The sequence below is a fragment of the Streptomyces anulatus genome, assembly GCF_000721175.1.
Classification (GTDB): Bacteria; Actinomycetota; Actinomycetes; order Streptomycetales; family Streptomycetaceae; genus Streptomyces; species Streptomyces anulatus_C.
This window is the reverse complement of sequence record NZ_JOEZ01000116.1, coordinates 1-582: the sequence shown is the minus strand read 5'-3', so window position 1 is coordinate 582 and position 582 is coordinate 1. Positions and strand designations below refer to the sequence as shown.

Genomic DNA, 582 nt, shown 5'->3' with positions numbered 1-582 from the left:
ACGGATCCCTCCCGGCCGATCGGGCGGATCGATCTGCTCTCCGCGGAGGAGCGGGCGGCTGTGCTGGCGGTGCCTTCGGTTGTTGTGCCGTCGCGGGTGACGTTGCCGGAGTTGTTCGAGGCGCGGGTGGCGGCGGCGCCGGGTGCGGTGGCGGTGGCGTGGGACGGGGCCACGCTGTCGTACGGGGAGCTGAACGAGCGGGCGAACCGGTTGGCTCATGAGCTGCTGGGGCGTGGTGTCGGTCCGGAGGACGTGGTGGCTCTGGCTCTGCCTCGGAGCGCGGACCTGGTGGTCGCCGTCCTGGCGGTGCTGAAGGCGGGTGCGGCCTACCTCCCTCTTGATCCGGCCTATCCGGCTGCCCGTGTGGCCTACATGGTCACCGACGCCGGGCCGGCCCTCGTGCTGACGACGACCGAGCACCGTGCCTCGGTAGAGACGGCGAGCAGGACGCCCGTACTGCTGCTGGACAGGCTCGACGTGACGGATCAGTCCGCGGACAACCCTGTCACCGCACTCGCGCCCGATCATCCCGCGTACGTCATCTACACCTCCGGCTCCACCGGCCGACCCAAAGGCGTCGTC

General features: G+C 70.8%; 1 protein-coding gene. It reads left to right on the top strand.

Translation table 11 applies throughout. From position 1 onward, the window contains the following. A partial coding sequence (locus IG90_RS40415) for an AMP-binding protein (protein WP_033895113.1) occupies positions 1 to 582 on the top strand: 582 nt, incomplete at both ends.